The sequence below is a fragment of the Chitinophaga sp. Cy-1792 genome, from assembly GCF_011752935.1.
Classification (GTDB): Bacteria; Bacteroidota; Bacteroidia; order Chitinophagales; family Chitinophagaceae; genus Chitinophaga.
Genome location: NZ_VWWO01000002.1, coordinates 481,993 through 506,573, shown reverse-complemented (window position 1 = coordinate 506,573; position 24,581 = coordinate 481,993). Strand labels below are relative to the sequence as shown.

13 protein-coding genes are annotated in these 24,581 nt (G+C 45.8%); 2 read left to right on the top strand and 11 right to left on the bottom strand.

The features are described from left to right. Positions 1-7: 7 nt before the first annotated feature. Together F3J22_RS16370 and F3J22_RS16365 are read right to left on the bottom strand one after the other, a co-directional pair. Complete coding sequence (locus tag F3J22_RS16370; RefSeq protein ID WP_167019027.1) at positions 8-2,074, bottom strand: hypothetical protein; 2,067 nt, start codon at positions 2,072-2,074, stop codon at positions 8-10. 14 nt (positions 2,075-2,088) lie between these two features. Beyond that, the gene (locus tag F3J22_RS16365; RefSeq protein ID WP_167019026.1) at positions 2,089-6,507 is read right to left on the bottom strand and encodes a hypothetical protein; all 4,419 of its coding nucleotides are present in this window, start codon (positions 6,505-6,507) and stop codon (positions 2,089-2,091) included. A 412-nt stretch (positions 6,508-6,919) separates the two neighbouring features. On the opposite strand from F3J22_RS16365, the gene F3J22_RS16360 reads away from it, so the two are divergent. Further along, positions 6,920-9,361 (top strand): arylsulfatase, encoded by a 2,442-nt coding sequence (locus F3J22_RS16360; protein WP_240155112.1) that lies wholly within the window; start codon positions 6,920-6,922, stop codon positions 9,359-9,361. Between the two features lie 81 nt (positions 9,362-9,442). Here F3J22_RS16360 and F3J22_RS16355 read toward each other — a convergent pair whose 3' ends face one another. The 3 genes from F3J22_RS16355 to F3J22_RS16345 form a co-directional block, all read right to left on the bottom strand. Further along, positions 9,443-10,666: a porin gene (locus tag F3J22_RS16355; protein ID WP_205195363.1), complete on the bottom strand. Its 1,224-nt coding sequence runs from the start codon at positions 10,664-10,666 to the stop codon at positions 9,443-9,445. A 213-nt stretch (positions 10,667-10,879) separates the two neighbouring features. Further along, complete coding sequence (locus F3J22_RS16350) at positions 10,880-12,496, bottom strand: arylsulfatase (RefSeq protein ID WP_167019025.1); 1,617 nt, start codon at positions 12,494-12,496, stop codon at positions 10,880-10,882. 62 nt (positions 12,497-12,558) lie between these two features. After that, positions 12,559-13,467 carry a DUF6515 family protein gene (locus F3J22_RS16345; protein ID WP_205195361.1) on the bottom strand — a complete coding sequence of 303 codons (909 nt, stop codon included), beginning with the start codon at positions 13,465-13,467 and terminating at the stop codon, positions 12,559-12,561. 359 nt (positions 13,468-13,826) lie between these two features. Between F3J22_RS16345 and F3J22_RS16340 the strand changes: the two genes are divergently transcribed. Continuing rightward, entirely contained in the window at positions 13,827-14,624 is a 798-nt protein-coding gene (locus F3J22_RS16340) for an alpha/beta fold hydrolase (protein WP_167019024.1), read from the top strand. A gap of 65 nt (positions 14,625-14,689) precedes the next feature. Here the strand turns inward: F3J22_RS16340 and F3J22_RS16335 are convergent, their stop codons facing one another. The 6 genes from F3J22_RS16335 to F3J22_RS16310 all read right to left on the bottom strand — a co-directional run bounded on the left by F3J22_RS16335 (position 14,690) and on the right by F3J22_RS16310 (position 24,566). Further along, positions 14,690-15,712 (bottom strand): hypothetical protein, encoded by a 1,023-nt coding sequence (locus tag F3J22_RS16335; protein ID WP_167019023.1) that lies wholly within the window; start codon positions 15,710-15,712, stop codon positions 14,690-14,692. A gap of 152 nt (positions 15,713-15,864) precedes the next feature. Further along, positions 15,865-16,449: a hypothetical protein gene (locus tag F3J22_RS16330; RefSeq protein WP_167019022.1), complete on the bottom strand. Its 585-nt coding sequence runs from the start codon at positions 16,447-16,449 to the stop codon at positions 15,865-15,867. A gap of 383 nt (positions 16,450-16,832) precedes the next feature. Further along, a complete protein-coding gene (locus F3J22_RS16325) occupies positions 16,833-18,953 on the bottom strand; it encodes an endo-1,4-beta-xylanase (RefSeq protein ID WP_167019021.1) in 2,121 nt (706 codons plus the stop codon). A 4-nt stretch (positions 18,954-18,957) separates the two neighbouring features. Further along, the gene (locus F3J22_RS16320) at positions 18,958-19,914 is read right to left on the bottom strand and encodes a DUF5627 domain-containing protein (protein ID WP_167019020.1); all 957 of its coding nucleotides are present in this window, start codon (positions 19,912-19,914) and stop codon (positions 18,958-18,960) included. Positions 19,915-19,938: 24 nt separating this feature from the next. Beyond that, positions 19,939-21,696: a RagB/SusD family nutrient uptake outer membrane protein gene (locus F3J22_RS16315; protein ID WP_167019019.1), complete on the bottom strand. Its 1,758-nt coding sequence runs from the start codon at positions 21,694-21,696 to the stop codon at positions 19,939-19,941. Positions 21,697-21,707: 11 nt separating this feature from the next. Next, positions 21,708-24,566, bottom strand: coding sequence for a SusC/RagA family TonB-linked outer membrane protein (locus tag F3J22_RS16310; RefSeq protein WP_167019018.1), 2,859 nt, complete (start codon positions 24,564-24,566; stop codon positions 21,708-21,710). Positions 24,567-24,581: the final 15 nt, after the last annotated feature.

The window sequence follows — 24,581 nt, the reverse complement described above, 5'->3', positions numbered from 1 at the left end:
ATTGGGGTTAATATTTCACTTCAGTTATCTTACTCATTTCTGTTTTTATATCATGATCCAGCACTGCAAGAATCTTGTATTTATATACATTGCCAAGCATCACCTCATCATCTTTCCACTGCGGCTGCTTACCATCCTGCGTTGCATATAATATAAAAGGACCATCATTCTTTGCTCTGTAAATCCGGTAAGATCTGGCTTGTTCTTTAGGGGCAGCCCAGGAAAGCGAAATCATTTTCTTCTCTCCATCTGCTACTGCCTTAATATCCTTAATTGCACTACGTTTGCCGGTCTCAAACCATACGTCTCCACTGATATCGGTCGACTTATTCCCTGCATCATCCCATACGGTCAGGGCGTAGTAGTAAGTATTACCCAATTGCAAGGTCGTATCATTATAACTGGTACGAACAAACGAAGTATCCCAGGTAGCTACGGCTACACGGGCACTGTCTTTTGTATTGATACGGTACAAGGTATATTTCACTACATCCTCGCTTTCACTGTTGATCCAGTTCAGAACCACAGCCTGCAGGCTGTCATTACGATAAGCTTTGGTAATAACAGGCGCTGTTGGCGCGATGGTATCCGGACGTTTCAACATCAGGTAAGGGCTATAGGGAGAGGTGTTATAATTTTTGTCGATAGCGATAACCTTATAATATACTTTAGATGCCAGTGTATTCAGGGCGATCGTATCCAGGAATGTTGGTGTAACAGCTACCTCGGTAGTCATCTCCACAAAATCTTCCTTCAGGCCATTGGCGCGGAATACGCGGTAACCTTTCAGGTCCGGCTCTGTATTCTTTTCCCATTGCAGGGTAACATGACCAAGAGAATCAACCTTACCTGCCAGTCCTACCGGAACTGACGGCGGTGTAGAATCTATTAACTGCGCGAAATAAGGGAAGGAGTATATCGCTTTTCCGCGTTTGGTGATACCTTTTATCCGGTAATAATTGGAATTAAATGGTTTTTCATCTACATATTCATACACCGGACCATTAGCAAAGGGCAGCGTGGCAATAGTTTTAAAAGGCCCGCTACCATTATCTGCCCGGGTGATCACAATGGAAGCTAATTGTTTGGCAAGATCTCCCGGCAGTAGCCAGCGGAGTTTCACCTTTTTATTATTTATCACTATCATGGTATCCATGACCGGCCTTTCTGCTACTTCCGGCATACCGATACCATCCGCTACTTTGGAGTAAGGGCCATATTCCCCGAATGGAGTAATACCGCGTACGCGGTAATAGAAACGGGTATCATTGTCCGGCAATACATCTTTATAGTAGGAGAAGCCGGAGGCATCTGGTGCAGTTGGTATAACAGGCAGATCAGATATAGATTTGAATGTTTTGCCGTCGGTAGATCTTTCTACCTGATAGGCCGTATACATAGCCTTACTGAAAGTGGTGAGCCAGCCGAGCGTGGCGGCACTGTCCGAGCATACGATCGCGAGTTCCGGCGGCCTTGCGAGCAACGTCTGCTGGCCGGGAGCTGCACTGACAACAGCGGTATCAATGATCAGGTTCTTTGGCTGCTGTGCCAGGAATATCCGGTATGCATATCGTTCCCCGGCTTTCACCGCAGTATCTTCCAGGAATAAGCCAGCCGCCTTTGCTACCTGCACGGACATATCGCAAGACAATAACGCCATGGCCATTCTCCAGTCGTCCTGGTTTTGTTTTTCAAAAAATGCGCCCATTCCCGCTTCCGATTTCCATTTTTTATTACCATCTCCATAGATCATCTCTGCAACAATGGCTATACGCTCTTCTTTTTCAGACAGTTTCTCCATTTCCTGCAGGGTAGCAGGTTTGATCGGTTGCGGGTAAAGCAATACCGGCTTAGGGTTCGGCGTCAGTACGCCATTGGTAGAAATAGTAAATCGCTCTACTACATATCCATATTTATTACCCATCTCCCAGGCTATATAACTCGCCGGCGACCAGCGAAGCTGTATACTTGTTTTCTTAGGATTGGCAAGGCCAACAATTTTATGTTCCTGCTGTGCATTCGCATAAACCGCAATCATCAGCAAAAAGAAAGACAACAAAAAGTTTTTAAACATGCGGTGCATCAGCGTTATAATTTATAGTAAATGCTTCGTGTAATCGTTGACGTAGTCATATTGCTACCTGGCAGACGGTACTGGAATTCTACCGGGTAGAACTGATTGCCCTGTAAATCAGGGAAGGTCGAATTCAGCAACCTGCTGATCTGCGGCGTTGGCGTACCACCGTTGATATAGAACCTGGTCGCCTTATTCATCAGTTCATTAAAATCATCATTGGCATAGAAGGATACATAATACATAAACCTGCATTTACCCGGAATACTAGGCGCTACCCCATCTTTCATGGCAGCATCGCTCAGCTGATAAAGACTGTAATCATTATTATACAACCTGATCGCATCCAGTGGAGGAATACCACCGTTGGCAGGATCTCTCGTAATAGTCATAGACGGATGGAAAGGATAACCATTATACAGTAATGGCAGCAGGCTATACTGGTACCAGCTGTTACCGGTAACGGCCTTCATGGTAATCAATGGTTTTGTTGCCACACTTGCGTCCCCTTCTATTTCAAACTTGTCGAATGATTCATCTGTGTCAAAACGTTGACCGATTACGCTGATATAATTCGTTGCCACATCAAACAGGTCGTATGGATTAGTAGTACCGTTCATCTTCTGTACAAAGGTGCTGTAGCGGCTGGTACGGAAATTATAGCTGATCAGCTCCTTCGTCAGTCCTGAAGTAGCCACTCCTTTCAGGGTATTCTGTGCATAGGTAGTAGTGTCGCCATCTTCACCGACTACAGTAGTAGATTTTTGCTGTACGTTGCTGGCAGATGTTTCCCCGTCTGCGGAAGTACGCTGGATGGCGAAACCATAAATGGTTTCTTTATTCAACGTGGCAGGGATATCGAAATTTACCATGGCTACCGATTCATCATAGGAAATATTGGTATTAACAGGTTGTCCCTGCACTGGCGCCATGGCTGCTGTCACTTTCCATTTTTTACCTGCGTTATCCGTAGCGGTAAACAGGTATGGCTGTCCGCGTTTTAATTTAATATAGCCTTTACCGTATTCTTTCGGATAGAAGTTATACTGACGTCTGACAGGATAGCTATAGGCAACGTTTTCCCACGGAATATTATCCGGTGCCTCACCGGTAGTAAAGGAAACGGATTTCGTTTCATAGTCTATGTTACCGCTTGTTTTCAGGGCTTCCCAGCTGCTACCGTTCTGACGCTCGATATGCACTTTTGCTGCCGCTGTCAGTTTGCTTACCGGCGGAAGAATATCGCGCAGCACCAGCGAAGCTGCTGTACCATCCGGATTGATCTCCGTAGTACCTTTTATTTCCTGCTGATCTTTCAGCAGTTTTAATTCATCCAGTGAGATACGATAGGTGGCTACTTCATCATATTCATTCAACATACTGAAAGACTTACCCACAGCCAGGTTGAAGGCTACCTGCGGCGTCGCAAATACGCTTACATCCTGTGCCTGGTCGTCCGGCTTGATATCGCTGATCACCTGTACATTCAGTTCTTTTGCACCTACTATTTCACATTGAGTACCCAATTCAATTTTAATATTGGCCTTTCCACTTACCAGCCCTCCCAATATGCGGTATTTCACACCCACCATGCCACGGAACCAGCTCGGGTTAGGCAGTTTAGCCTGCAACAACACGGCCGCCGACAAACTGGCAATGGAGAATCCTCGTTTCTTACCGAATACTTTCACACGAATACCTACATCTCCTTTCACATATACATATGCCTGTCCGGATGCATACCAGCCATTAAACCCGATCACACTGTTGCTTCCCTTACATCTTGCCTCTCCATAGTTACGGAGCAGGATATCCGTACCGGCGCCAAGTGCAAAATCACCATATACACCGAAGTCGAAGCTGAAACCAACTTTAAAATGTGCACCAAAACCAAATCCACGGCCGGTCGACATACTATTCTCCATGGCCATGAAGTCGGTATTTACATCGTCAAATACCTCTCTTACTTCTGCAGGTAACGGTGGCATATCTTCCACTTTGGTACCCATCATGAAATAGGTGCGGATCTCTGCGAGCCCGACGATATTAAGTCCGAACATCTGCGACGGACGGCCGATATAGAACCACCAGTCTGTCGGGGCCACATGGAAGGCCGCCTCGCCTACGAGTCCGCGGTCGTTCGTACCGCGTAAAATGCCGGCTATATTGATATAGGTTTTAAAGTTGGCGTCGAAAGTGCTGTTGACATTATCATAGCGCATTTTAAACTGTACCCATACCGGGGCTGTTTCATCTTCGCCGGCTTCTGCGTTATTTTTTGCTTTTAATGGTAGATGTACACAGTATCCTGCACCATCGAACTGTGCATAACGGAAACCGCCATCCGTACCGAATTGTATTTCCAGGGCCACGTTGACATTCACCACTACTTCCTGTACAAACGAGAGCGATACCCCGCCAATAAATCCAAGCCCGGCTTCTTTCACCGGCATGTACCGGAATATCTCGCTCAGGTCCTGGGTCATGCCGCCTTTTTTATCCACGCTATCCCTGGCCTGATAAGGATCGAAGTTTGCCGGACGCTCCATATGATACGACATACCTCCCATCATACCCGTAATCTGGATCACAGGCCCGATCGGTATCGTAACGCCAATATAGGCGTCTACGTGCCAGTAGCGGTAATCGTCTTTGGAGCCGAAATAGGCTGTGGCCTTGGCTTTCGGGATTAGCTCAGATACCTGGAAGTCCAGCATCCCGCGGAAACCATTCCCAAACAGCGGATGGTTATCAAAAATGGTGACGATGCCTTTCAGCTTAAACGCCATCACATTAACGGTGAGGGCTATATCATTTATCGTGACTTTATCCAGTTTCCAGTGAGTGGTCGTTTTGGTAACCATCTGATGGTCTACCTCTACCTGCTGGGTCTGCTCCTGTTGGGCAGCTGTTATGACAAAGGAGGTACTACCCGAGAAGCCCTTGTCACTGCTATTCATGAAATTGAGCCGCACTTTGGCGCCTATGGCCACTTTTCCTTCAGACAAACCAATATGTATACTGTCGAAACCAATCGGGAAGCCGCTCATTTTAGAATTACCGTCCGTATTGATATCGAAAATACCGCTATGTACATAAGGGCGCTGTGTAGATAAAGTCAGATCCTGGAAGCTGATATCCTTTACAGACAACAGGCTATGGCTCAATGTTACCTTTCCGCTCAATACCGCCACCGGCAGGAAGTCTGTCGCCGTCTTACTTACCTGTATCCTGGAATTCTTATTCAGCTTGATTTCACCCGCAAAAAACGGATAAGCTTTATCTACCGTGGTATTCACGCCAAATGAATAATAGGTATCGCTGCCACGCATGCTAACCGATGCATTATAGCCCAGCGGGTCTTTACCCAGAAAACCTATTTCCATCAACCCACCGAGTTCACCACCATTCAGTTTATTCTTGCTGAAAGAGAGGCCAAGTTTATCTACAGAAATTCCCCATCCACCCAGACTCGCCTCTCCCAGTGGCACCAGGTTTGCAGCGGAAAGACTTCCACTGATACCCTGGTCATCTATATAAAAATTCTTTACCGTAACCATTGGCCGCCCTTTGGCGGTGGCCAGCTGCTGTGGCAATCCTACCTGCACTTCCTGTAAATAGAAACCTCTCCATAACAGCGGACTGGAGGCATCTTCCAGCATATCAGCTGTTACAGTCATTCCCGCCGGATTCGCAACATCACTCAGGTCGACGGTAGCATTCTTCACCTTAAAGCTGAAGTCAGATAAGTTATTGATATGAAACGCCGGGATATCAACTGTTGCCATGATGTTGTTCAGGTCGTTGACAGTCACCTTCATGGATGCACGCAATTTGTCGGCAGCAGCATCATCCGGTGAAATCCAGCTTTTATCGAATTCAAAAATACCTGCCAGGTTAGCAGCCTTAAAGCCATTGCAATCCCATTCTATATAGTTACTGCCGTCACCGGGGAAGATCAGGTCTATATGCGAATTGATGGGAATAGATTTGGTATTGAGCAATACAAGTTTGGTAGAAGCAGATGCAGCTATCCCTCCGGGCGTAAATGCCACATTTTTAGCGCCAAAGATCAATTCTGTTTTAGTTCCCGGGAAAGTGAATTTGAAGTAAGCATTAAAAGTAGCCCCCGTTGGAGTAAGCTTAGCACTATCTATCGCTATCACATATATCCGGCCGTTAATCTCCCTGACAATACCAACAGGCAGGGTACCCATATCCTCTGAACTCAGGGCATTGATAAAATGTGATTTCTTTTTGATATCCTCAAAAACATCATTGGCATGACTAACAGCCAGATCGAGCAGGGAGGTATCTGCTACAGCAGCAGGTACCGGATCTTCCATGGCCAATGCAGGTTTGACGAACAACAGCGACAATAGGATAACAAATGCCGACAGGACAGTCTTCGGACTACAGTGTTTTCTTGACATCAGCGTTAATAGGTATAGGAATGTGGCTACTTATTTATTATTGCGGACAAATATATAATATAATGTTAAATTAAATTTTTCCAACATAAAAAATAATATTCAGGAAGTTAGAAAGAAGCCACTGCAATCTGTATGCAGTCTGACAAGCCGCTTTTCCAGTCAGGCAACCAACTTTTCCAGTCAGTTAACCTACCACGGGCAAGGCTATCTGAAAAACGCTGCGCAAGCCCACCGGCTAAACAATTCCATATACGCGGTGTTTACTTACCATATCTACTCAACCTCCTTCCTCAGCAGCACGCTTAGCATCATCAAACCCGTCTGGTGTTATTAACAAGAATGGTCAATCAAAAAATCTCACAACGGATCAAATCTGGTACCTATTCAAAACCAAACACGCAAAACACACGCTATGAGAAATCTGTATTTAACTGCGCTGAAAAGGGCAGCATTAACGGGAATGCTCATTTTAGGCTTACAGCTGCCACAGAAAGCGCAGGCACAGGCAGACCCGCAAAAAGTAGCTGCAGAGCAATTCCACGGTGTTATAAAGCTGGATGTCCGCGATTCTAAGGCCGACTGGGCACCATACACCCCTAAAAGAGCGCCTGCCGGCTCCCCCAACGTACTTTTTATTCTCTTTGACGATACCGGTATTGCTGCATGGTCGCCATACGGTGGCGCCATTCAGATGCCTACCCTTCAAAAACTGGCAGACCGCGGGCTGTTATACACCCAATGGCATACCACCGCCCTCTGCTCCCCTACCCGCGCCACCCTGCTCACCGGCAGAAACCACCACCTGACCGGTAATGCTGCCATCACCGAAGGTGCCAATGGTTTCCCCGGTGCACATGGCCGAATACCCGCACAATGCGCCACGATTGGCCAGATCCTGCAGGATAACGGCTGGAGTACCTTCTGGATAGGGAAAGAACATAATGTTCCTGAACAGGATATCGCCGCAGGCGCCAGCAGAAAACAATGGCCGCTCCAGATGGGCTTTGACAGATACTATGGATTTCTTGGCGGAGAAACCAATCAATGGTACCCCGACCTGGTAGAAGATAATCACTTTGTAGACCAGCCCTATAGCCCTGAAGAAGGCTACCATCTTTCCAAAGACCTTACTGACAAGGCATTGGAATACCTGAAAGACCAGAAAGCTACCAACCCATCGAAGCCCTGGTTCATGTGGTTCTGCCCTGGCGCCAACCACGCGCCTCACCAGGCACCTGAAGAATATATCGCCAAATACAAAGGCAAATTTGATGAAGGCTATGATGCCTACCGCAAATGGGTAGTACCCCGTATGATCGCCAAAGGCATTATCCCCGCAGGTACGGTGCTCACCGACTTCAACCCATTGCCTCCCAACATTGCTAACCCTGGCGACTATGTGAAACCCTGGGACGGGCTCAAACCTGAAGAGAAAAAACTATTCTCCCGCATGGCAGAAGTGTATGCGGGCTTCTCCGAATATACAGATGCACAGGTAGGCCGTGTAATCGATTATCTCGAAAAAACAGGACAGCTGGATAACACGCTGATCCTGTATGCCGCAGATAACGGCGCCTCCGGGGAAGGCTCTCCCAACGGCTCCGTGAATGAAAATAAATTCTTTAATGGCTATCCTGATCAACTCTCAGAAAACCTGAAATATATCAATAAGCTGGGTAGTCCGGATACCTACGAACACTACCCCACCGGCTGGGCTGCTGCCTTTTCCGCACCTAATAAAATGTTTAAACGCTACAGCGAATATGCCGGCGGTACTGCAGATCCGCTGGTGATCTGCTGGCCTAAAGGCATCCGGGCACATGGCGAAATTCGTAATCAATACCATCACTCTACTGATATTGTTCCTACCATCCTGGATGTTTGTAATGTACAGATGCCTACCACCTATCGCGGTGTAGGCCAGTACCCGCTGTCTGGCGTTTCCATGCGTTATACTTTCGATGCTAAACCTGACGCACCTACGCAGAAGCATGTACAGTACTACGCCATGCTGGGCACCAGGGCCATCTGGGAAGACGGATGGAAAGCCGTTGCACTGCATGCCCCACTCACCGGCAAAGGACACTTCGACCAGGATGAATGGGAATTATACCATGTAGATGCAGACAGATCTGAATCAAAAAATCTCGCCAAAGAATATCCTGATAAACTCAAACATCTGGTCAGCCTGTGGATGGATGAAGCAGAGAAAAACCTGGTATTACCACTGGACGACAGAACAGCAGTAGAGCAATTAGGCATTGAAAGGCCTGCTGAAGAAGCGCCTCGTGACCTGTATGTCTATTACCCGGGAACAGCGCCGGTTCCTGAAGGCGTGGCCGTCAGTGTACGAGGCAGGTCCTATAAAATACTGGCCGACGTAGATATTAAAAGCGCCAACGCCAGCGGCGTGATTTTCGCGCATGGCTCACGTTTTGGCGGTCATAGCCTGTTTATCAAAAATAATAAGCTGTATTATGTTTATAATTTCCTTGGTATAAAGCCTGAACAGAAATTCATTTCCAACATCACCCTTAAACCTGGTAAATACACGCTGGGCATGGAGTTCACCCGTGAAAGTACCGGCGAACATGGCGAGCAGATAGGTAAAACCAAACTTTATATCAACAACAAAGTAGTGGCAGAAGGCCCGATGAAAACGCAGCCCGGCAAGTTCACGCTGGCCGGAGACGGCCTCTGTGTGGGCTATGACAGCGGCGATGCCGTCAGCGAGGAATATAAAAGCCCTGGCAACTTCAAGGGTGGAAACATTCTCGGTGTAGGCGTTTCCGTTGGCAAGCAGGAATATAGTGACCTCAACAAAGAAGCACAACGTGCAATGCAAAGAGACTGATATCGTTCGGTATAATATGGATCAAAAGAAAAGGGCCTCTACACTTGTAGAGACCCTTTTTCGATTTTGCAGCAAGAGGAATTACAGGGAGATATCCCACTGTAGCCTGAACCGCCATTCAGTAGCGGGAATCCCACCTGTTTTATCGTAGTTAAAGAAACTGCCTTCGGCCGTGATTTTGTTTTTATGTCCGTGGAAAAACCAGTTGGCGGCCACTGTGTTTTCTCTCTTCTTCGTCTGGTCTGCTTCGCTGTTAGGGAAATAACCTGCATTCCTGTAGGCCACTTCCAGCGGCGCCGGCCACCAGGTGAAAGCCTGATGGAAGAAGTAGCCTGCCTGCACATAATATCCGCGTAAGGTATTGGTTTCGTTGTTATTTAATTTGTCGATGATTTCCTTCACATGTACTTCCGACTGCCAGCTAAAACCCTTGAGCATAAACGCTGTTTCAACGTTGGCCTGGTTCACGCGGTATTGCCCGGGTTTTCCATTTTCATACCCTTCCAGGTACCCGCCGCCAGCCTGAGAGAACCGTGTATAGGGGCTCTGGTTGGTAACACCATTGATCGCCAGCACACCAGCAGGATGTTCATGTATTTCGGTATCGCTGCCTTCAAAATCCAGGTAACGGCCGGTAAAGTTCCACTGTACACGGCCAAAATACATCAGGTGATTATCATCATTCTGTGTAGACCCACGGCCGGTACCGGTGAAAGCACCCAGGTAGTAGTTGAAATCGGCCAGGCCCTTACCTTTTAGCCTGCCGTAAATTTCCGCTCCCTGCTGTCGGTCTACCGTAAATTCCCTGTTGATAATCGATCTGTCGGCCAGTTGCTGTTCACCGCTGCTGATCCTTCTCTCCCTGCTATATTCTACTTTAAACTGACCTACCTGGAATTTAAGCCAGTCCCACTTTTCTATCATGATAGTAAAGTTGAGCAGGTTAGACTGGCTCAGCTCATACTCCCAATAGTATTTCAGCCATGGCTTGAAGGCGTGTCCGCCAACTTTCAACCTGGCTCTGTTGATTTTAAGGACGGTTTTATGCTCGCCGAAGTAATCGTCGTAGGTCACGGGGTCCTGGTCTTCAGGCGTAGCGAAGCGAAACTGCAGGCGGCTTTGTATCTGCAACAGAAATTTATCATCCCTGGTACGGAATTCAAATCCTTTATCACCATATACTGCAGAGACTTTTTTGGTAGTATCTGATAAAATATACTGTGCAGCAGCATGTTTACTCATCAGGCAAAATACGGTCAGACAGAAGAGTTTACCGGTTTTTCCACCGGAGGAGTTTTTCAACATAAAACTTCTTTTTCTGTGGAGTGGAAATAATTACAGCTACACCTCTCATGGGAGGAAGCCAGGCACACAGCTCACTATCATCTAACCGATAACAATTCTGTATCGGAATTGTTGATTTGCTTTTATTTCCCGGGAAGAGGGGTAGCATTAAAAAACCTGCCGCAGCTAAACCAGATAGCAAACGGCAGGTGGCCCTATCACTGATTAATTACGTTATTTATTTAATTCATCAGGGAGTTTGATGCCTTTGGCATCCATATATTTTTTAGCTTCTTGTATAGTGCGGAATTTATTGATTTCCATTGGTCCGGAATAGCCTTCACTCTGTAATGGCCTTGGCGGATATTTGATATATGTTTGCATTAGATCCTGGATAGCTTTATTGAAGATGGAAATTGTCCAGGTCTTTTCTGTGTAGCTGTTCATAAAAATATCATATCTCTCCTGGGGGTCAGCCCATAAATCATATACAGCGGGAACTGTAGCTACATAGCGTTCATCGCCTCTCCATCCCAATTGCTGGCCCGGCATATCGCTACCAGCCTGAGCGCCGTTATCGCCACGGGTATTGAAAACAGCTTTCCATCTTCCTACACGGGCAGCGCCGGGGGTAAGTTCAGATTCAGTAAAGTAAAACCAGCGGTCGCGCAATGGTTTGCCTTCTTTGAATAAGACATTGGACATATCATAGCTGTCGAAGACCATTGGCTTGCCTTCTCTGTCGGCAGTAGGTAAAGGTATACCGGCGAAGCTGGCGAATGTAGCCATGAGATCGAGGCCACCAACGATATCGTGACTATCGCTGCCTGCCTGTATCTGACCCGGCCACCATGCAATAGCTGGTACGCGGCTACCACCTTCCCTGTCGGTACCTTTGGAACCGCGGAATGGTGTATAACCCGCATCTGGATGCACATCCTGCCATGCACCATTATCTACCGTGTAGATGACAAATGTATTTTCACCGATGTTAAGTTTACGGATCTCATCCATGATTCTACCTACGTTATAATCCATTTCCACTACGCAATCCGAGTATTTGCTTTTACCGGGAGATTTACCTGTAAATTGTTTGGAAGGAAGATTGGGCTGGTGATTTTTGGCGAAGTTAATGCACATAAAAAATGGCCCGGAGCCTTTGGCGTATTCGTCCAGTTGTTTCAGCACATTATCTGTCATCATCATATCCAGCTCACCGATATTTTCGGGTGTTACTTTGGTAACTTCCCTTGCTTTACCGCCTGCTTCCCCTTCCAATACTCCAGTAGTCACTTTCTGGAAGAACGCCATCATTTCCGGACTCATTTCAGGGTTCCAGGAAGGGAAGGCATACGTATATGCATTCAGGTGATACAATACCACGTTTTGCATTTTATCGAAACCATGGGCGGTAGGCATTGCATAGTCTGCTTCTCCGAGGTGCCATTTTCCGGAGAAATAGGTTTTATAATTCGCTTTTTTGAGAACAGAGGCCAGTGTCCATTCAGGGGCTGGCAACCCGCCGCCCTGGCCCTGGAAGGCTACGGTAGTCATACCGCTGCGGTTAGGAATACGGCCCGTGATCATCGCGGCCCTTCCCGGGGTACAGCTGGGCTGCCCGTAGAAGTCCCAGAATTGCATTCCTTCTTTGGCCATACGGTCCAGGTTGGGTGTTGGCATACCTCGCCCGACACCGCCGCCATATACGCCTAAGTCGCCCCAGCCGGTATCATCGGAGATAATCATAATGATGTTTGGCTTTTTAGGATGCTCTTTTTTTTGTGCAGCAGCTTGCTCAAAGGTCAGGATGCCCACAGCGGAAAGCATCCATACAATTACCCTTTTTTTCATATCATTTAGTTTTGATCTCACAAAATGGAATACGGAACGAATAGGTTAAATGGCATGAGACATCAGGATTCTACCTGCACCACTTCATATTTAGACTTTCCACTTACCTGTACCGGCTGATAATAGGTATCGCCCACCTGTACGTAGGTCTGATTACCGATTTTCACTTCTTTTCCGCCTTGAGGAAGATTGGTAACGACAGCGCCGGCAGGTGGCGCCACCACTTTATACTGGGTCCCCGCCTTTTCATAGTAGGAGCCGCCATAGTAATAGTTGGTAGTATTATTGACGACTACCGTTTCATATCCGGTAGGGAGTGTGGCTACCGTGCCGCCGACAGGCGCCGACACCACCGTATAGCCTCCACTGGAAGGCGCATACCAGACACCCTGGTTATAGTGATATTGTTTGCTGGCAACAGTAACTGCGATAGCGGTAGTAGCTAATGTGGCGATGAAAAAGCCCCATGGATGCCATACCGGGCCCCATGTAAACGGGTGAAACGGATGATAGAAATAAGGATTCACGGCATAGTACCTTCTGCCACCGTAAACGTATGGCGGGCGGTGATAATAGCTCAGGTCATTCCGGCGGACAACCGTATTCCTGTTATTGACAACATTCACATCATGGCTGTTGTCGATATTGATATTGACATTGTTGTTATGGGCATTGTTGACCCTGTTATTATTCTGGTTGATGGTGTTATTATTACGATTGACGGTGTTACCATTTCCGACACGATTCGTATTATTTTGCTGAATGGGTCTGTTTTCATTGTTGGGGTTGTTATTCCTGATATTGCCATTATTCCGTTGAGCCCCCTGGTTCCGGCGTTGCTCCACACGGTTTTCTGCCGGGCGTTCATTATTTCCGCGGCGTAACTGGGCATAACTTGCATTAGAGAAGTTGAGGCTGCAAAACAGTACCGCAGCAGCGATAAAGAGGTTTAAAATTCTATTTGGGTTCATATTACATCAGTTTTCTGTTTGAAACAGCTATTACCGTTGTGGGCAATAAGATTGATGTAATGCTATTGTTGTTAAGCGATAGGAAGGAGAGAACGGCTACACGATATTATTTTCGGATACCGGCGCCTGGTTACTGAAACAACGATTAGTAATTTTTGTTCTAACATTATAAAAATCTACAATAACATAAATCCATTGTACAACAGTAATGGATAAACGCATCTTTTAAATAAATATCTACTGATTTTCATACAGATGCAGCCCTTTCCTTTAATCTTACCTGAGAAACCCTGATTTGTACCTTTTATGCCTTTGGAGCAGTAAGTACTTTTGTCATCATCAATTAAATACTAAAGATCATGACAACAGCACAACAACAATACTTCAGCACGGAAGACGGCGTAAAAATTGCCTGGCGTTTTGACGGAGAAGAAAACAAACCGGTTCTGGTATTATCCAACTCCATTGCTACAGATTATCATATGTGGGATGTACAGATCCCGGAATTCACCAGGCATTTCAGGGTACTGCGATTTGATACCAGGGGCAATGGCGCTTCAGATGCGCCGGCAGGAGATTATTCCATGAGCCGTTTTGCAGGAGATGTGATAGAATTACTAGATCACTTGCATCTTGAAAAGGTCGACTTCCTGGGCCTTTCCATGGGTGGTTTTATTGGTCAGTACCTGGCCATCCATTACCCTGAGCGCATCAATAAACTGATACTGGCCAATACATCTTCCTATCTTGGCCCATCCACAGGATTTAACAATAACATCAATGCACTGCGTGAAGGCGCTCCTATAGAAGGTTTTGCAAAAACATTTATCGGCAACTGGTTTCCTAAAGATATGATGGCAACACAACCGGAAGTGGTAGATGAATTTTATCAGATGGCCAGCTCAATTACCCCACAGGGGCTTGCAGGGTCATTTGCTGCGGTGAGGGATGGCGACCTTAGAAAAACAGCAGGACTAATACAACATCCTACTTTGATCATAGCGGGAAAAGATGATACGGTTACCCTTCCTGAACATAGTGAGCAGATGGCTGCTACCATTGCCAAATCACAACTGGTGATTTTACCGGCAGTTCATTTATCTAATGTGGAAAGAAAAGAGGAATTTAATAAGCTGGTCATAGATTTTCTTTCATAAGCATTTCAGGCTTTGGAGTAAAAGACGTCTGCCGCCGGGAATGACAGCAGACGCCTTTGATTTTATCAATTCATTTCCAAGGGCATAGAAACCTGACTAGGCTGCTGAATAGGATTCAGTGTTACGCCAAGATAACCTGCATAGTTAAAAAGCTGATGTTGATATTCTACCTGCCCTTTCCAGGAGCCGAAATCATCACCTATATTCTTAGAGTCCAGCCATTTGGGATCCAGTACTTCCGGAAATTGTTGAATGTATTCTTTGTTAGGTTCTTTATAACCTAGTTTTCCGAATTTATTTCCCAAATCCATTAAAACTGCTTTCAGTGTTATATCTGTACCATCTACAGCTATTATTTTATCGGCAGCAGGGCTTGGATTATACAGGAGACCTGCCGCTGCAATTCCCTCTGCGGTAGGGAATCCAGGAACAATGTCATACTTATTCTGATAATGAACCTGGTTACCCCCAATTTTTTTGTTTAGATCATCCATAAACGCCTGATTGCCGGATGCAGGCGCCGCAAAGGTACACAGTCTGACTTTCTCTTGTGCCAGTTGAGGCAATGCCCTAAACAAATACGAAGTATAAACTTTGGCTAGATTACCACCAAGACTGTGTCCTGTAATGATTAATTTAAATCCCATATTTTGAAGCGATGTTAATGCAGTCAAAAGTGGAGCTCTGGTTGGTTTATCCACCATTTTCAGGATATTGGTCAGCGCAATAAGAGAACCAGCACCTACGCAAGGCATATCAGCAATGTCAAATTTCAGAACGCCATAATGGTAAGGCCAGTAAACCATTTCGTCATTCAGGTCTTCCAGCACCCAGTCAGAAATCTCATCCCACTTGGTGAATACCCCTTTTTCCATGACAGACCCCCTGAATACAAGCCCATAGGTATCTGTTCCATTCAGATAAACCAGCATGCAGTAGTTGGGGTCAGAAGGCTCACCGCCTGACCAAGTAACGTTCCATTCAGGAGCGATCTTAGAAATATTTTTAACAGGATTAAAATCAGACACTAAATTACAGAGGGTTACGGCAAGTTTTGCCGCATCCACATTTTCTTTTGGGATACTCATAGTTATGGTTTTTTGAAGTTAAAAAAACAAGTTTGGGGGAAATATGTATTCTTATCTAGTTCGCGGGATGGAAATTAGGTAAATAATTCGGATTCCGAACATTTATAAAAAAAATTAACAAACATCAGTAACGGAGAAGACAATAAGAACTGTTATTGATTAAATTGATCATTAAAAAAATCGGAAGCCCAGAAACGTGTATCATTCAGGTTATACTTATGAGTAGAATTCCTGGCAAAATTTCTGAAAACCTCCTGTCTCAGTATATCGGACAATGCTTTCCTATCATGGGAATTGGTAAAACCTGGCCCTATAAATTTTACCCGGAGGGTATCTCCCTCCCTGATGGCTAAAAAGCAGGTAGCATTATAGTACCACACATATCTCTTATCAGGTAGTATTTGCTTACTTTCAGGATTTTGGGCAATGAGCAGTATCCCCAGTTTTTTAAAATCCGGACTATAAAGGATACTATCAATAATCAGCTGCGTTTCATCATCATATGCAGTACCTTCAAAAAAGCCTTTATGCGCCAATAATTTCTTTCTTAATTGCTGTATAATCTGATTACTATCCTTCGTATACTGCTCGCGGGAAACGATTGTATTATTTAAAAACGCTGTCTGCGTATCTGTATTCGGGTAGAAGGTCATCCATCCAGCAATATGTGTCAGATAGAACAATAGTAAACAAAATAGAATAACTGTAATTGTAATGACCCTGTGTTTATTCTTCATAAATTATTTTTTGTATCCATTTTTGCCATTCCACTCATAATACTCATCATTATAAAATACATTCATTTCATATAACCTATCTCAAAATTTCAATCGGTATACCTTCTACATACATTGTTTATTATTTAAAGCTATTATTAACCGAATGAAGATAAAAATAACGCTAATATTAAATTAAATAATAACCATCTATTTACTAGATAGGAATAGATACATTCATAGCCAAAACACAAATTGATGCCATCATAAAATAAAAAGAGGCTACCATTGCTGATAGCCTCCTCCAACTTTAAATTAATTTTCATTTAGCAGTTCCATCATCAACTGTTGCTAAATATTTAAAGTTGCTGCATTCATCTTTTATTTTTACCGTTATCTCCACTTTATTTGGTACCCGACTCCAGGGCCTGACAGGAAGCAGCATAAGCTAACTTCCGGACATAGGCTTCGGTCCATATACCTATCGGTTCACCTGCTCTCCAGCTGGAGCTGGCAGGACTGTCCAACGGACTCCAGAACGTAATACCATAGCGTTGTGCAGCCGGAATCAGTTCGAAGTATTTCTGCACAACATACTGGTACATATCTGCCTGTGTCTTATACTGATCAGCAGTAGCAACATTTGTTTTAACGCCAACGCCTATATCCAGTTCAGAGATTTTGATCAGTTTACCAGTAGCAGCCAGCAGCTTGAACATCTGCGCTATTTTATCTTTATCAGCAGTAATACTGATATGCATTTGTGTTCCGATACCATCTACCTTCTGACCTTTACTCTCTACATACTGTATATATGCAATCAGGCCACGGCATTTATCCAGACTATATTCCTGGTTATAATCGTTGATAAATAATTTATCATTTGGATTACCGTATTTACGGGCCAGCTGAATGGCCTGCACTGCATAATCTTTCCCAAGGTAATCCTGCCAGTAGAACTCGTCTGCTGCCTGTGTTTTGCCAACACCGGTTTTCAATTGCGATGGTGCACCGTCGTCCATCGGTTCATTGACAACATCCCAGGCATGTACATCATTTTTACAGGTGGTTACCATCCCGCCAATCCACGACTCCAGCGCATTGCTGATGATTATCTGCTTTTCTGCAGCGGTTTTCTGTACGGTAGTAGTAACGCTCCCCACCGCATTTGCCGGACTTAACACCACATTGTCTATATAAACCGTACCGGCAAATTCACCATAACTGACGATCAGCCGGATCCTGTCTGCAGATGTAGTTGTTGTTGACAGCGTGACCTGCTTCCAGTCTGTAGTAACCTGTACCTGCCCGAAGCCGTTGGCGGAATAGTTGGCGCTTTGCAGCTCTGGCCGGATAATGCCTGCTGCTGTGCCTTTTACCCAAAAACTCAGGTTATAGGTTGTATTGTTATCCAGTGGTTTATCGAAGGCATAGGAAGTCTGTATATCCCAGTAATTGGTACTTTTAGCGGTGTTTGTCACATAAAATGCCTTTCCTTTACCTCCAACACCCATACCATCAGCGGTGATGCCCCTGGTAGAACCAGTACCCCAGCCACCCCATGCAGCACCGGACTCAAAGTCGCCATTGCTGATAAGGTTAGATATCACAGGCGTTCCCTGCGTATCATACACATACATGCTGTTGACATCCAGGTAATAGGTCACACCTGGTTTGTAGCCCAGGTCGAAATGAATGTTAAAGGAGGAACCTGTAAAGTCGCTCACCTGCACACGTACTTCCTTCCAGGAAATTCCGGTGGTAAAAGAATTAAATGGCGTATTATTTTTTAGTCCTTCAAAAGCGATGCGTCCCTCTCCTGCCTGATCAGACTTTACATAGCAAACAATCTCGTATTTATGACCAGCTACCGGCGAAATGGCGGGGGTAATCAGCTGCAGCGCCTCAGGAGTGGAAGCGGTACTGCCAGCCACCAACTTAATAGCCTTCGCGCCATTGATACCAGCACCGTCTTCCACTGTAATAGCACCGCCATTGTTTGATTTCGTCCAGTTACTGAAAGAACTGTTCGTCAGGCCGGTTTTATTCAGGTCGTTGGGATAAGCGGGAGAGGTAAATATCAGCGGCGCCAGTAATCCGTTTAGATAGGCGGCGTTCTGGTTGGCATGCCAGCAGAGCGTATGACCATAAACGGCTGTACCGGCAGCCTTTGCCGTCTGTAACAGATTAGTCACTTTGTCTAATGCCAGGGAGCCATCAGCTTGTACAACAGCGCCATGTTTCATTTCGTACCCCAATACGATCTCATCGAAGTTGCTGTTGGCCAGCCTGTACATGACGCCTTTATTGACATATTGCGATAAAGACAATGCCACGCCAAGTTTAAAACCAGGATTTGATACCCTGTTAATATAGGACTTCAGGGCTTTATACCCGTTGATATCTTCCTGTGCCTGAATAGTTGCGGGGGCTTCCACGCTAAAGGTGGCAGGATCATATTTGGTACAGGAAATAGCCGTGGCAAAAACAAGTCCGCTGAGTACTGTTTTATATAATTTGCTCATGATGTTACTTAGCTATAGGGGTGAACGTTTCCATTGTAACTGCACGGTCTCTCATCACCAAAGTATCTGTAGTAGCCACCTGCATATCGGCCAGTGTAATTTTGTAACTGAGGTACAAAGCATCCCTGTCCTGGTTGCCCCAGCTGTTCTTTTCGCCTCTTTTTACAAACTTGCCGGCGCCGGTAGCAGTGAAGGTGTTATTCGCAGCTACAACCGTGCAAACGCCCGCCTCATCAAAGGTGAGCAGCAGGTTACAGGTAACATTATTACCATTTTTATCTTTTATTACAACAGGGAGAACATCTGATGTCAGCGAGCTGGTAGTCAGTTTATTCACCTCATCGCTCTCCACATACTGCTGGTGCCTGGAGAGCGTCTGGTTCAGACTTCCGGTAAAGACATCGGTTCCACGGCGCAGGTAATTACCATGCCAGGTATTAACATATTTAACGGCATAAAAAATAAAATTCTTGCCGGCAAGTATAGAATCCGCATTGGTAATACTTGTTATGCGCACAGGTATTACATAATTATTGCTGAGCGCTTTCGGATCAGCAAAGAATGCATCTGTAAGCTGGACTTCCACACCTCCAGCCAGCGTACCTGTAGGAATAGTTATTTTGTTATCTGCCAGTGAATAGTAATGATCAGGCATTGGCAGGACCTGGCTTTTTCCGGCACCAAACAGAAACCCGTTTGTCAGCAAAGAATTGTCTACCGCAATATTTACGGTTACATCTTTCTTTGCATAATAGACGCCGCCGGTAGTAGCCATGATTTTGCATTTATGCTGGTTATCCAGTTGTGTATCAAAAACATCTTCTCCGAGCGTAATTGTTCTGACAGGATATTGATAGGCAAAATATACCGTCTGATATTTGAAATCCGGGAAATCCTTGGTTTTATTACAGGATGCCAAAACCACGTACAGCATTATCAAAGTGAGGATACGCATCTTCATAATTCAGTAATTTTAGATATTATTTTACTGCCAGCCGGCATTTTGGAGCAGGGCGCTATACTTGAGTTTTTCAGCATAAGGAATAGGCCCGTAGATCATATAATTCTGGTATACCCTGTCTTCTACCTGGATAACAGCAGGCACCCCACCGGAGATACTGATACCTCTGGCACCTTCTTTCAGGTCGGCTTTCCATCTGCGGAGGTCCCAGAAGCGGAAGCCTTCGAAGCACAGTTCCAGCCGTCTCTCATTCCTGATCAGCTGCCTCATGGTCTCCTGGCTTCCCTTCGATGTTTCGAGATATGCGTCGCCGTTACTAACGCCAATGCCTGCACGCTTCCGTATCGCCTTGATGACATCATAAGCCGAGTAGCTGTGCTGACCGGCGCCGGTAGGCCCCCAGGCTTCATTGGCCGCTTCTGCATAATTGAGGAATATCTCTGTATACCTGATATGTGGCTTATAGTGTCTTTGATTGTTGGCAGACGTAGGATTCAGGTTGACATCCTGTCGAAGCAGCTTACGCAGGTAATAGCCGGTACGGGTAGATGTACCCACTTTATTCAGTGCATCATTGGTAGTGCCATCAGCCGATGTATTGATGACAGTATTGTTCGGGCCTGCAGTACCTCCATTCACCAGTACAAACAACTTAAGGCGCGGGTCCCTGTTGGAGTACGGATCCGCGGCGCTATAGCCGCCGGCAGGATCGGAAATAGGATAACCATTCAGCATAGGGAAAGCATCTACCAGGTTTTGGGTAGGATTGATACGGCCATTACCATATAAGGTAGGAGGAAAATTATTCTGTTCCAGGTCCCTGCTATCCCCATAGTTATTTCTCCAGAGTATTTCAGCCGGATTGGCGCCATCTGCCAGTCCTGCGATCTCGCTTGTAGCGGCATACCAGCTCAGGCCATTTGCGGCAAGGCCTCCCAGGCCACCTTTCATATCTATCAGTTCCGCTGCCATATCAGCTGCATTGGCCCAATTTTCCGCATTCGAAGCGGCGTAGGCCGGACTGGCAGCCAGCAAGGCGAGTTTCGACTTTATCGCCTTTGCGATACGTGCGGTAAACAAGCCCCTGAACGTAGCGCCAAAGGCACGGTTATATTGCTCTACCGTTACATTTCCATATTTGGCCGGCACAACACCCTGATTCTCGAAATCCAATGGCAACAAGGCTATAGCACTATCCAGGTCGCTGTAAATCTGCTTTACACATTCATCGAACTTCGCCCTGGGCTTATTGAAATTGGAGGTAGTACCCTGGGCCTCTGTCAATATCGGAACGCCTAACAACTGCCCGTTATCACTCAAGCCGGCATGGGCCTGCAAAAGATAATACATGAACATGCCCCGCAGACCAATGGCTTCACCTGTCACACGCATAGCAAACAACTTACTGACAACACTATCCGCCGTCCATTTCACCTTAGGAATCTCTCCCATGGTAACATTAATGTACTGAATAGCCGCATAACAATTGGTCCACTGGTTCAGTGGATTGTTGATGGATGTCCATTGACCCTGGGCCATTTTCAGGTAACTGTTTGTCTGATCGTTCGTAACCGCATCATCGGTAGCCACATCATTGAAGTTCCATGAATTAGTAGGAATACGATTATATGCGTTCAGGAGCAAACCATACGGAAACCGGGAGTCGTTCGGATCGTAGGATACTTCCAGCTGCCGGTTATTCTCAATGGCCGGTTCGATAAGATCTTTACACGCAGCCAAACTAAACATCACTCCTATCACCAGTAATATTTTCTTATACATGCTATGAGATTTTAAAACTGTGCTTTTAAACCAAGATTATAGAATCGGGTCTGCGGCGCACTCCCGATATTCATTTCCAGCGTTTCCCGTTCTGCAGCAATTGTGAGCAGATTGGACCCGCTTAAGTACACGCCCAGCTCACGGACAAATTTCTTTTTCCCGATGATTTTACTGAGGTCATATGTCAGCTGCACTTTCCCTATATCGAACCGATTGGTGCTGTAGATCCAGAAATCTGAAGAACGGAAGTTATTATCACTGCTGAGGGTTGTCAATCGCGGGTAGGTGGCGGTTTCTTTGGTGGCGTCTGTCCACCTGTTGCGGGCTATGATAGAATATTTACTTTCACCATACATCCAGTAATAGGAATTGTTATTAAGTCCGTAGGCGCCGTATCTGCCAACACCTAAGGCGTAGAAGGAAAGGTCTTTCCATTTAGCTTCCAGGTGGATACCCCATGTCAGCGGCGATCCGTACCATCCTGCTTTTCCGAGATACACTTCATCTCTGCTATCAATAATACCATCACCATTCTGGTCTTTGTATTTGATATCACCAGGTTTTACCTGTCCGAATGATTGCGCAGGAGATTTATCTATATCCTGCTGGTCTTTAAAGAAGCCGAGGCTCTGCAATCCCCAGATACCGTCCAGTGGCTTTCCCTGTCGGTTCTGGTAGGCATCCTGGTATACTTCAGCGCGTCTGGAGGCCATGGTAGTGTACCAGGTTGCCGATGCGCCCAGTGTCCAGTCGATGCTGCCTATACGTTTATTGATGTTGATGCCGATATCAAATCCCTTTCTGCTATCTTCATTATAGTTGACATAAGGGATAAAGGAAGATACAGGCCAGTAGGTAGTAAAATAGCTGGGAAATAAGGACGATGCCTGAATGATATTACCTGCAATTTTGTTTTTAAATGCAGTGGCATTTACCTGGATCAGTTTCCGGAAGAAGGATGCTTCCATTCCAATATTCACTTCATCCCTCCTGGGCAGGTGCAAATCAGGGTTATCGCCACGGCGCGATTCTGTGGCTGGTATACCACTGCCGTCTTTCCATCCGTACCAGGATCCTGCTACGGTATAGTATCCCTGGTAGAGATAATAATCGCTTATATCCAGATCAGTATATACCCTGCCGGCAGAAGCATTTATTTTCAGTGCATCCAGCCATGTTACCCCCGACAAAAATGGCTCTTCACTGAGTTTCCATGCGGCGGTAACCGTGGGCGACAATGCTTCGCGATTCCCTTTAGGCATCTTTGCTGAATGCATATAGGCACTGCTGAAATCGAGATAGTATTTATGTTTGAAATTATATCCCAGCTGTAATCCCAGGTTGGCATTACCTGTTTTATGGTAAACTGCGGATTCTGATTGCTGGTAACCATTCACCAGCAGCATGGCGGACAGGTGATGGTCTTTCCCGATACTGCTGACATAATTAAATTGTCCGGTGGCAGCAATTGTTTGCCTGTACCAGGAATTACTCACGTTCTGTACGCCGGAAGTGGCGTCCTGTCCGTATTTCGTCAGACTACTGATAAGGTCTGTGCCGGAATAACTATTCCAGGAGGGCTCGTAGGTAGCGTAACTATTATTGTAGGAAAGGTTATAGGAGGTGGAATAATCAACGGCCATGGTTGCACGAAAAGTAAGTCCTTTGAGCACATGACGTAAATCAGCATTCACACCGGTATTGAACTGGAACTGACGACTGGTATAGCTGTTATGGCCACCTGCATATATTGCAGCAAATGGATTTGTCTGGTCCAGCTGTGTTCCACCTAACAGGTACTTTCCATCGATAATATGATTACTGTTTTTTACCAGCAGCTGGGAGGCGTCATCATCTGCCTCTATCATATCTATCGGGATCAGTGGTGTAAATCTATAAGGGCGCAATGTGGCAGCGCTGTTCCAATAATTGGCATTTACACCATTACCAGTATAAAAGATGGCAGCAGCATCTACATTACAGGAAATATAGTCATTCAGGTTAATATCAATATTACCGCGGATATTAAATCTTCCGGAGCGGTCATTTGTTTTTGCTTCACCAAAATTCAGGAGGGAGCCAGAAGTCCAGTACCCGATATTCGTATAGTATCTTGCCTTGTCGTTGCCGCCGGATATTTCAGCGGTAGCATCCAGCCTGCTGTACATTTTTTTCAGGTACTGGCTGGAGTAATAATCTACACTTGGGTAACGGTAAGGGTTCTTACCGGAAGCATAATTATAGATCGTTTCATCGCTGTAGAGTTTTGTCAGGCCGTCATTCACTCGTGCTTCGTTATAGAGCGCCATATATTCAGCTGAGCCCAGGTATTGAGGATAGCTTTTGGGAACATTGACGCCGGAATTGACCCGCATGGCAATGTGGATATTATCTGCCTGTCCTCTTTTTGTGGAGATGCATACAACACCTTTTGCAGCCCTGCTGCCATACAATACTACGGCTTCGGCTCCTTTCAGGAAAGAGATCTGCGCGATCTCAGTGGGCATAACACTTCCTACGTCCCTGGGTACACCGTCCACGAGCAACAGGTAGCTACCCGTTCCCCACAGGCTATTGCCGTTGAAACCCGGCACCAGTGCTTCCATGCCGTCTAAAGGGTAGGTGATATAGTTTTTTTTCATGAGCTCCTCCATATTGATCGCTGGCACATTTCCCGGGAGGTCTTGCCGGTCGGCATTGCGGAAGGCTACCTGTACTGTCTTTACTTTATCCGGGAGTTTGCCTGTATCCGCTTTAAGCCTGGAGGCGGCGGCACTGAAATCGTGGTTCAGTGTATCCTGCGCCGTTGCCGCTATGGAGCAGCAGCATATTATAGCAAATGGCAGGATAACTATTTTTATATATTTCATGATTAAATCCATTTA

Coding starts and splice junctions, on each gene's coding strand:
- F3J22_RS16370 (WP_167019027.1), bottom strand. CDS start 2,074: ATGTTTAAAAACTTTTTGTTGTCTTTCTTTTTGCTGATGATTGCGGTT.
- F3J22_RS16365 (WP_167019026.1), bottom strand. CDS start 6,507: ATGTCAAGAAAACACTGTAGTCCGAAGACTGTCCTGTCGGCATTTGTT.
- F3J22_RS16360 (WP_240155112.1), top strand. CDS start 6,920: ATGAGAAATCTGTATTTAACTGCGCTGAAAAGGGCAGCATTAACGGGA.
- F3J22_RS16355 (WP_205195363.1), bottom strand. CDS start 10,666: ATGTTGAAAAACTCCTCCGGTGGAAAAACCGGTAAACTCTTCTGTCTG.
- F3J22_RS16350 (WP_167019025.1), bottom strand. CDS start 12,496: ATGAAAAAAAGGGTAATTGTATGGATGCTTTCCGCTGTGGGCATCCTG.
- F3J22_RS16345 (WP_205195361.1), bottom strand. CDS start 13,467: ATGAACCCAAATAGAATTTTAAACCTCTTTATCGCTGCTGCGGTACTG.
- F3J22_RS16340 (WP_167019024.1), top strand. CDS start 13,827: ATGACAACAGCACAACAACAATACTTCAGCACGGAAGACGGCGTAAAA.
- F3J22_RS16335 (WP_167019023.1), bottom strand. CDS start 15,712: ATGAGTATCCCAAAAGAAAATGTGGATGCGGCAAAACTTGCCGTAACC.
- F3J22_RS16330 (WP_167019022.1), bottom strand. CDS start 16,449: ATGAAGAATAAACACAGGGTCATTACAATTACAGTTATTCTATTTTGT.
- F3J22_RS16325 (WP_167019021.1), bottom strand. CDS start 18,953: ATGAGCAAATTATATAAAACAGTACTCAGCGGACTTGTTTTTGCCACG.
- F3J22_RS16320 (WP_167019020.1), bottom strand. CDS start 19,914: ATGAAGATGCGTATCCTCACTTTGATAATGCTGTACGTGGTTTTGGCA.
- F3J22_RS16315 (WP_167019019.1), bottom strand. CDS start 21,696: ATGTATAAGAAAATATTACTGGTGATAGGAGTGATGTTTAGTTTGGCT.
- F3J22_RS16310 (WP_167019018.1), bottom strand. CDS start 24,566: ATGAAATATATAAAAATAGTTATCCTGCCATTTGCTATAATATGCTGC.